At 65.7% G+C, this 8,042-nt stretch carries 8 protein-coding genes; 4 read left to right on the top strand and 4 right to left on the bottom strand.

Translation table 11 applies throughout. The annotated features are described in order from the left end of the window. Positions 1-132 precede the first annotated feature (132 nt). From ACTIFJ_RS14275 to ACTIFJ_RS14265, 3 genes are all read right to left on the bottom strand, one after another. Positions 133-957 carry a TorF family putative porin gene (locus ACTIFJ_RS14275; RefSeq protein WP_439534780.1) on the bottom strand — a complete coding sequence of 275 codons (825 nt, stop codon included), beginning with the start codon at positions 955-957 and terminating at the stop codon, positions 133-135. A 281-nt stretch (positions 958-1,238) separates the two neighbouring features. Next, positions 1,239-2,597: an ammonium transporter gene (locus ACTIFJ_RS14270; RefSeq protein ID WP_439534779.1), complete on the bottom strand. Its 1,359-nt coding sequence runs from the start codon at positions 2,595-2,597 to the stop codon at positions 1,239-1,241. Between the two features lie 19 nt (positions 2,598-2,616). After that, positions 2,617-2,955: a P-II family nitrogen regulator gene (locus tag ACTIFJ_RS14265; protein WP_439534778.1), complete on the bottom strand. Its 339-nt coding sequence runs from the start codon at positions 2,953-2,955 to the stop codon at positions 2,617-2,619. A 309-nt stretch (positions 2,956-3,264) separates the two neighbouring features. Between ACTIFJ_RS14265 and ACTIFJ_RS14260 the strand changes: the two genes are divergently transcribed. From ACTIFJ_RS14260 to ACTIFJ_RS14245, 4 genes are all read left to right on the top strand, one after another. Then, positions 3,265-4,767 (top strand): circularly permuted type 2 ATP-grasp protein, encoded by a 1,503-nt coding sequence (locus ACTIFJ_RS14260; RefSeq protein WP_439534777.1) that lies wholly within the window; start codon positions 3,265-3,267, stop codon positions 4,765-4,767. Beyond that, the gene (locus ACTIFJ_RS14255) at positions 4,767-5,708 is read left to right on the top strand and encodes an alpha-E domain-containing protein (protein ID WP_439534776.1); all 942 of its coding nucleotides are present in this window, start codon (positions 4,767-4,769) and stop codon (positions 5,706-5,708) included. Before ACTIFJ_RS14260 ends, ACTIFJ_RS14255 begins: the two co-directional genes overlap by 1 nt. A 9-nt stretch (positions 5,709-5,717) precedes the next feature. Continuing rightward, positions 5,718-6,587, top strand: coding sequence for a transglutaminase family protein (locus ACTIFJ_RS14250; protein WP_439534775.1), 870 nt, complete (start codon positions 5,718-5,720; stop codon positions 6,585-6,587). A 68-nt stretch (positions 6,588-6,655) separates the two neighbouring features. Further along, entirely contained in the window at positions 6,656-7,420 is a 765-nt protein-coding gene (locus tag ACTIFJ_RS14245) for a peptidase (RefSeq protein ID WP_439534774.1), read from the top strand. A gap of 262 nt (positions 7,421-7,682) precedes the next feature. Here ACTIFJ_RS14245 and ACTIFJ_RS14240 read toward each other — a convergent pair. Further along, positions 7,683-8,042 (bottom strand): hypothetical protein (locus tag ACTIFJ_RS14240; RefSeq protein WP_439534773.1); only part of this gene is annotated, 360 nt, incomplete at its 5' end.

The raw sequence follows: 8,042 nt of genomic DNA, 5'->3' as shown, positions 1-8,042 counted from the left end.
CGGGGTCTGGGGCCTGCGGCCCCAGCCGCCGGAGGCATCTTGTTACCGCCGGATGCCCACTTCGGGGCCGATACCACCCGGACACGCGACGGCCGCAGCGGGGGGCTGCGGCCGTGCGGGCATGTCAGACGCTCAGAAGGCGGCGCCGACCGAGAACAGCACCTTGCTGCCCGAGATTGTCGAGCCGTCCTTGGTCGACGAGAAGTTCGGCTGCAGCAGGTTGTAGGCAGCCGACGCCGTGCTGATGTCGGTATCGACATAGCTGACGCCGAGTGTCACCGGGCCGACATCGACGGTGGCGCCGAGCGACCAGTCCCAATAGGAGCCGGTGGGCGCGACGCTGGTGCCGTTGGGCCCGAGGCCGGGGTTGCCGTCCGAATAGCCGAGATGGGCCTTCAGCGTCAGCGGCGTATCCTTGACCGCATAGGCCGCATCACCCCAGACATAGAGATTGTCCTCCTTGTCGCCGAGACGGCTTGTCGGGGTGGCGAACCAGTTGCCGAGCGACTCCTGGCTGGGGGCATAGGCGACGCCGGCGAGCAGCGAGACCGGGCCGGCATCGCCGCTGATCTTGACATAGGGCTCGGCGAAATCGGTGATCTTGGCGCCGCCGGGATACATGTACCAGGTCAGTCCGACATCGAGTGTGCCGGCGCCGAGCGGGACGGTGATGCCGCCGAACAGGTCGAGCTCGACATTGGGACCGCCGAAGGTGCCCCAGCCGGCGAGGCTCGAGGCCCAGAAGCCGGCATAGAGGCCCGACTTGTGGGCGACGCCGAGCCCGCCCTGGACGGCAAAGCCCTTGTCCGACATCGAGACGCCGCGGAAACGATAATCGGTGACCAACGCAACATTGCCGTTCAGCGTGAATTCCGGCTCGGGCGCATCCTGCGCCAGGGCGGGGATCGAGGCGCCGAGGGCGGCGAGTAGCACAACGGACTTGACGAGCATCTTCATGGACATGGCCCTTTCTATGGGGGTTATGTCCCTCTCCCATTGGCCCGGCCTGGCCTCTTGCCCCTCGCGGGGCCGGGCGTCGGTTCGAACAACAGGATGATGGGACAGCACGGGCTGAATTGCCTAGCGGGATTAAACGATCCCACACGCTTTGTGACCATTATGTTGCTGAAATATCACGATATTTCGGCAGATCGTGCAGATCTGGGGCGCAGTGTGCGCCAGTTTCGGTCTGGATTTTGCTTGGCCCGGAGCGGGGTGTCCCGCTCCGGGCTGGAGGATCAGCTGTTGTAGGCGCGCTCGCCATGTTCGCCGAGATCGAGGCCTTCGCGCTCGACTTCGGGGCTGACGCGCAGGCCGGTCAGGGCTTTGGCGACGTAGATGGCAATGGCAGTGCCGACGGCGGCCCAGACGATGGTGGTGCCGACGGCCGCGAACTGGGTGACAAGCTGCGCCCCCATGTCGAAATCGTCGCCGCCAGGTCCGCCGAGCGACGGGGCGTAGACGATACCGGTGCCGATCGCGCCGACAATGCCGCCGACGCCGTGGATGCCGAAGGCATCGAGCGAGTCGTCATAGCCGAGCTTGGGCTTCACCACCGCCACGAAGAAGTAGCAGACCAGCGAGGCCACGGCGCCGAGGATGATGGCACCGAATGGCCCGGAATTGCCCGCCGCCGGGGTAACGGCGACGAGTCCGGCGATGTCGGCCGAGGCAAAGCCCAGCGCCGACGGCTTGTGACCGGCGATACGCTCGGCGAGCATCCAGAACAGCGCGGCCGAAGCGGTGGCGACAAAGGTGTTGATCATCGCCAAGCCGGCCGAGCCATTCGCCTCCAGCGCCGAACCGGCGTTGAAGCCGAACCAGCCAACCCACAGCAGGCCGGTACCGACCAATGTGAGGGTCAGCGAATGCGGCGCCATCTGGTCCTTCTGATAGCCGATGCGCTTGCCGAGGATCAGCGCCGCGACCAGCGCCGAGATGCCGGCATTGATGTGGACCACCGTACCGCCGGCAAAATCCAGCGCACCCATCTCGAAGAACAGGCCGCCGGCCGCCCAGACCATATGGGCAATCGGGAAGTAGACGATGGTCAGCCAGACGAGGGTGAAGGCCATGACCGCGGAAAATTTGATCCGCTCGACAACGGACCCCAGCACCAGCGACACGGTGATCGCGGCGAAGGTCATCTGGAAGGCGACGAACACATATTCGGGGATGACCACGCCATCGGTGAAGGTCGCGGCGGTGCTGTCCGGGGTGATCCCGGCGAGGAACAGCTTGTCGAAGTTCGAGATGAACGGCTTCAGGCTCTCGGACGCGTCCGGCCCGAACGCCATGGTATAGCCGAAGATCACCCAGATCAGCATGGCGAAGCAGGTGGCGGCGCCGATCTGCGTCATCGTTGAGAGCATGTTCTTGGAGCGGGTCAGGCCGCCGTAGAAAAGCTGCAGGCCCGGCAGGATCATCAGCAGCACCAGCACGGTGGCGACCATCATGAAGGCGGAATCGCCTTTGTCCGGCACCGGATCGGCAGCGACCTCGGTGACCACGGCAACGGCTTCCTGCGCCAGCGCGGGCATCGCGACCAGCGCGCTACCGGCCAGTGTCAGCCCGAGAAGTTTCAGATCAAGTTTCATATGTCCCCCTTCGTTCCGGTCAGAGTGCGGCGTCATCGGTCTCGCCGGTGCGGATGCGCACGGCCTGACCAATGTCTGCGACGAAGATCTTGCCATCACCGATGGTGCCCGTGTTGGCGGTCTGCTGGATCGTGTCGACAACCATATCCACCTGGCTGTCGTCCACCACGACCTCGATCTTGATCTTGGGAACCATGTTGGTCGTATATTCGGCCCCACGGTAGATTTCGGTATGACCCTTCTGGCGACCAAAGCCCTGGACTTCGCTTACGGTCATCCCCTGCACGCCGGCGACCGACAATGCCTCCCGAACTTCATCAAGCTTGAACGGCTTGATGATGGCAATGACGAGTTTCATAGCCCCTCCCTGGCACGAAAATCCGCGCAAGTGATCTGATGCACGAACCGTGCCAGATGCCGCAGCGCAACATTACGAACGGGTTACAGCCCGGCGTCGGATCGCAGGCCCCGGCTGCACGGTCGCGATGCCCTTTTCCTGAGCATGTCAGTGGGGAAGGCACGATTCTTGGGCACCATCGATGACCGGCCCGGCGCAGGGGGACAACGGGGGTTGCGCTTTCCTCGCGAGGCCGCACTATCGGCGGAAATAGCCGGATTGCGTGACATGCCGGGCACGCGCCGCGCCGATGGGAGATAACAGGCGACCATGAGCATGCCACCGGCCTTTGACGAAATGTTCGGGATGGGCAGCGGCTATGCGGCCGCCGAGCCGCTTTTTGCCGATGAAACAACAATCAACGCGTCCTACCGCTGGATCCGCGAATGGCTCTATCACAGCTCGCCCGCCGTGCTGTCGGCCCGCAAGCTGCAGGCCGAGCTGTTCTTCCGACGGATCGGCATCACCTTCGCCGTCTATGGCGACCCCGATGCCGCCGAGCGGCTGATCCCCTTCGACATCGTGCCCCGCATCCTCGCCCGGGCCGAGTGGACGCGACTGGAAAAGGGGCTTGTCCAGCGGGTCGGCGCACTGAACGCCTTCCTCGCAGACGTCTATGGCAAGCAGGAGATCCTCAAGGCCGGCATCGTTCCCGCCGACCTCGTGCTCCAGAACAGCGGTTATTGCCTGCACATGGCGGGAAAGACGCCGCCGGGCGGCATCTGGACCCATGTCGCCGGCATCGATCTGGTCCGCACCGGACCCGATGATTTCTATGTGCTGGAAGACAATGCCCGCACGCCGTCGGGCGTCTCCTACATGCTCGAAAACCGCGAGGTGATGCTCAAGCTGGCGCCCGAGCTGTTCCAGCACGTCAAGGTGGCGCCGGTCGAGACCTATCCGGAAATGCTGCTGGAAACGCTGGCCTCGGTGTCGCCGCGCGGCGACCGGGCGCCGGTCATCGTGCTGCTGACGCCGGGCCGCCACAACAGCGCCTTTTACGAGCACAGCTTCCTCGCCGACAAGCTGGGCATAGAACTGGTCGAAGGCTCCGATCTCTTCGTCCGCGAGGACGTCGTCTACATGCGCACCACCCAGGGACCCGAGCGGGTGGACGTCATCTACCGCCGCCTCGACGACAATTTCATCGACCCCCTGGTATTCAATCCCGCCTCGATGCTCGGCGTACCCGGCCTGATGTCGGCCTATGCCGCCGGCAACGTGACGCTGGCCAACGCAGTCGGCACCGGCGTCGCCGACGACAAGGCCATCTACAGCTACATGCCGGAAATCGTCCGCTTCTACACCGGCGAGGAGCCCATCCTTCAGAATGTCCCGACATGGCGGTGCCGCGAGCCCGAGGCCCTCGGCTATGTGCTCGATCACCTGTCCGAGCTGGTGGTCAAGGAAGTCGATGGCTCGGGTGGCTATGGCATGCTGATCGGCCCCCAGGCCCCGCAGGCGACGCTCGCGGCCTTCGCCGCCAAGCTGAAGGCCCATCCGGCAAAATTCATCGCCCAGCCAACACTGGCCCTCTCAACCTGCCCGACCGCCGTCGACAGCGGCATGGCGCCGCGCCACGTCGACCTGCGGCCGTTCGTCCTGTCGGGCCGCGACGGCGTCAAGATCGTCCCCGGCGGTCTGACCCGGGTGGCGATGACGCCGGGTTCGCTGGTCGTCAATTCGAGCCAGGGCGGCGGCACCAAGGACACCTGGGTGGTCGACGACTGGGACGACGCGCCCGACGACAACACAGCGGCGGGAGCCGCCTGATGCTTTCCCGCACCGCCTCCAACCTCTACTGGATGGGCCGCTACCTCGAGCGCGCCGACTATACCGCCCGGCTGATCGAGGCGACGCAGCGGCTGGCCGCCCTGCCCTCCTCCTATGGCGGCGCCACCAACGCCTGGGAATCGGCGCTGGCCTCGAGCTGGATGACCCATGCCTTCGCCGAGACCGGCTTGCCGATGACCGAAACCAATGTCGGCACCTTCCTGACCATCGATCCCGGCAACCCCAGCTCGATCCGCACCTGCCTCGATACCGCCCGCGCCAATGCCCGCACCGTCCGCACCGCCCTCACCGAGGAGGGTTGGGAAGCGATCAACACCGCCTGGCTGGAAATCGGCCGCTACGGCACCCATCTCGCCGGCCGCGAGGCGCTCGCCCCGCTGCTCGACATGGTCAAGCACGCCGTCTCGGCTTTCGAAGGCGCCGCCCAGCGGACGATGCTGCGCAGCGATGCCTTCTGGTTCATCAACCTCGGCTCGAGCATCGAGCGGGCAGACAATTCGGCGCGGCTGCTCGATGTGAAATACCATCTGCTGCTGCCGCGCGGCGAATATGTCGGCGGCAGCCTCGACTATTTCCAGTGGACGACAATCCTGCGCACCGTCTCGGCCATGACCGCCTATCGTTGGGTCTATCGTGACACGGTCAAGCCCTGGCTGGTGGCAGACCTGCTCATCCTCAACCGGCAGATACCGCGCAGCCTCGCTTCCTGCTATGAGGACATCCGACGGCAGCTCGATCTGCTCGCCAGCCAGAGCGGCCGGCGAGGACCGGCGCACCGGCTGGCCGCGGCCGGCCATGCGCAACTGACCAACACCAACATCGATACGATCTTCAGCGGAGGCCTCCACGAATTCCTGACCCGCTTCATTGTCGACAACAACCGGCTGGGTGACGCCATCGCCAAGCAATATCTGTTCTGAAGGGCCGACATGCGCATTCGCGTCGAATACACCACCGTCTATGACTATACGACGCTGGCCAGCGACGTTGTCCAGCTGCTGCGCGTCGAACCGCGCGAGACCGCCAGCCAGCACGTCGTCCACTGGCGGCTCGATACCGACACCGATGGCCATCTGCGGCGTGGCGAGGATGTGTTCGGCAACGTCACCCACATGTTCTACGCCGACACGCCAATCGCCCGCCTCACCCTTCACGTCTCCGGCGAGGTCGACACCGACGAGGTGCACGGCCTGGTCGAGGGCGGCCCCGAGCGGCTGCCCCTGCCCGTCTTCCTGCGCACCACGCCCCTGAGCACGGGAGACCCGGCAATATTCGATTTCGCCCGCGACTGCGCGCGCGAAAACCCGCTCGATTCCTGCCATGCGCTCAACACCGCGCTCTATTCGCAGATGCGCTTCGATGCCGATGTCACCCACAGCCACACCGACGCCATCCATGCCTTCCGGCTCCAGGCCGGCGTCTGCCAGGACTATAGCCATATCTTCCTCGCCGCCGCCCGCCATCTCGGCATTCCCGCCCGCTACGTCTCCGGCCACCTCGTGCGCGCCGATGGGCTGATCACCCAGCCGGCGGGCCATGCCTGGGCAGAAGCGCATATCGATGGCCTCGGCTGGGTCGGCTTCGATCCGACCAACGGCATCTCGGTGACCGAGGCGCATGTCCGGGTGGCGGTCGGGCTCGATTATCTCGATGCGGCGCCGGTGCGCGGCGCCCGCCGCGGCGGCGGTGCCGAAACGCTGGAAGTCACTGTGACTACCCGCGACAAGGACGCCGTCCAGAGCATGGCCCTGCAGGCCGCCGACACCAGCGAAGCGGCACGCGCCCAGTCGCAATCTTGAACCAGAACCGGCAAGATGCGATGCAGCAACGCATCGTTGCCGAACGGCTTCCCGGGGGAACTGAAGCAATGACCTATTGTGTTGGCATCGTCGTGCGGGAAGGACTGGTCATGATGGCCGACACCCGCACCAATGCCGGAGTCGACAACATCTCCAGCTACCGAAAGCTGCGGATCATGGACACCAGCCCCAACCGCGTGATCGCCGTCGCCTCCGCCGGCAGCCTGTCCGTCACCCAGTCGGCCCTGAGCCGGGTCGCCGAAGGCGTGCTGATGCCCGGCCATGACACGCCCGAGACACTCGACAGCGCCCCTTCCGTCTTCCGCGCCGCGCAAATCATGGGCCAGGCCCTCCACGACGCCAAGGACGCCATCGACCGCGTCGTCGAAGGCGCCGATGTCTCCACCGGCGCCACCCTGCTGCTCGCCGGCAGCATCGATGGCCGCCGCCCCCGGCTGTTCCTCATCTACGGCGCCGGCAACTTCATCGAATGCCAGTCCGACACGCCCTTCCTGCAGATCGGCGAACACAAATACGGCAAGCCGGTGCTCGACCGCATGATCACCTACGAAACCCCGCTCGCCGAAGCCGTGAAGATCGGGCTGATCTCCTTCTCCGCCACCATGCGCTCCAACCTCGCCGTCGGCCTGCCGATCGACCTGATGACCATCCGCTCCGGCGTCTCGGCCATCGAGGTCCTGCACCGCATCGACACCGACGACCCCTATTATCGCGAAATGAACGACCGCTGGTCCAACGCCCTGCGCGCCGCCGCCGCCGCCATCCCGCTGCCGGAATATGCCAGCGCGCCGCACGAGATGCCGCCGGATTAAGGGTGCAGGCGCCTCCGACCGTTGGGGCCAAGCGGCCTCGCCAGTCAGAAGAAACTGGCCTCCGGCGGTAAGAGAAGATGCCTCCGGCGGCTGGGGCCGCAGGCCCCAGACCCCGATAATCCGGCCTTCGCTAGGCAACGGCAGACGGTCCTGTAGAATCAACCAGATAATTTGGGGTCTGGGGCCTGCGGCCCCAGCCGCCGGAGGCATTTTGTACCCGCCGGAAGCGCATTTCGCTGGCCGTCGATACCTGGACCTGCCCCTATTCAAGGGGTCTGGGGGCCTGGCCCCCAGCCGCCGAAGGCGCCGCCACCCTTTCACGTCCCATCCACAGCCTCATAGCCAGCCCCAGGCCGACCAGCGACACCGAGCTCATCGACAGATAGCCGAGCGCGGCGCGGCCGGCGGGCTGGAGATATTCGTAGAGGGTGCCCGAGAGCAGGGTGGTCGCGGCCTGGGCCGGGGCCGAGGCCAGGGCCATGTAGATCATCTGGGCGGTGGGGGTGCGGCTGTCGCCGTGCAGCGCCTGAATCATCCGCATGCCGCCGAGGAAGGTGGCGGCGAAGGTGCCGGCGTGCAGCAATTGCAGCGGGTAAAGCGCCCAGACGGGGGGCAGCGTGGC

The sequence above is a fragment of the Polymorphobacter sp. genome (assembly GCF_051860865.1).
GTDB lineage: Bacteria > Pseudomonadota > Alphaproteobacteria > Sphingomonadales > Sphingomonadaceae > Sandarakinorhabdus.
This window is presented reverse-complemented; position numbering and strand designations above follow the sequence as displayed.

Bases quoted from the DNA above. Each gene is read 5' to 3' on its own strand.
- ACTIFJ_RS14275 (WP_439534780.1), bottom strand. From the start codon at position 957: ATGAAGATGCTCGTCAAGTCCGTTGTGCTACTCGCCGCCCTCGGCGCC.
- ACTIFJ_RS14270 (WP_439534779.1), bottom strand. From the start codon at position 2,597: ATGAAACTTGATCTGAAACTTCTCGGGCTGACACTGGCCGGTAGCGCG.
- ACTIFJ_RS14265 (WP_439534778.1), bottom strand. From the start codon at position 2,955: ATGAAACTCGTCATTGCCATCATCAAGCCGTTCAAGCTTGATGAAGTT.
- ACTIFJ_RS14260 (WP_439534777.1), top strand. From the start codon at position 3,265: ATGAGCATGCCACCGGCCTTTGACGAAATGTTCGGGATGGGCAGCGGC.
- ACTIFJ_RS14255 (WP_439534776.1), top strand. From the start codon at position 4,767: ATGCTTTCCCGCACCGCCTCCAACCTCTACTGGATGGGCCGCTACCTC.
- ACTIFJ_RS14250 (WP_439534775.1), top strand. From the start codon at position 5,718: ATGCGCATTCGCGTCGAATACACCACCGTCTATGACTATACGACGCTG.
- ACTIFJ_RS14245 (WP_439534774.1), top strand. From the start codon at position 6,656: ATGACCTATTGTGTTGGCATCGTCGTGCGGGAAGGACTGGTCATGATG.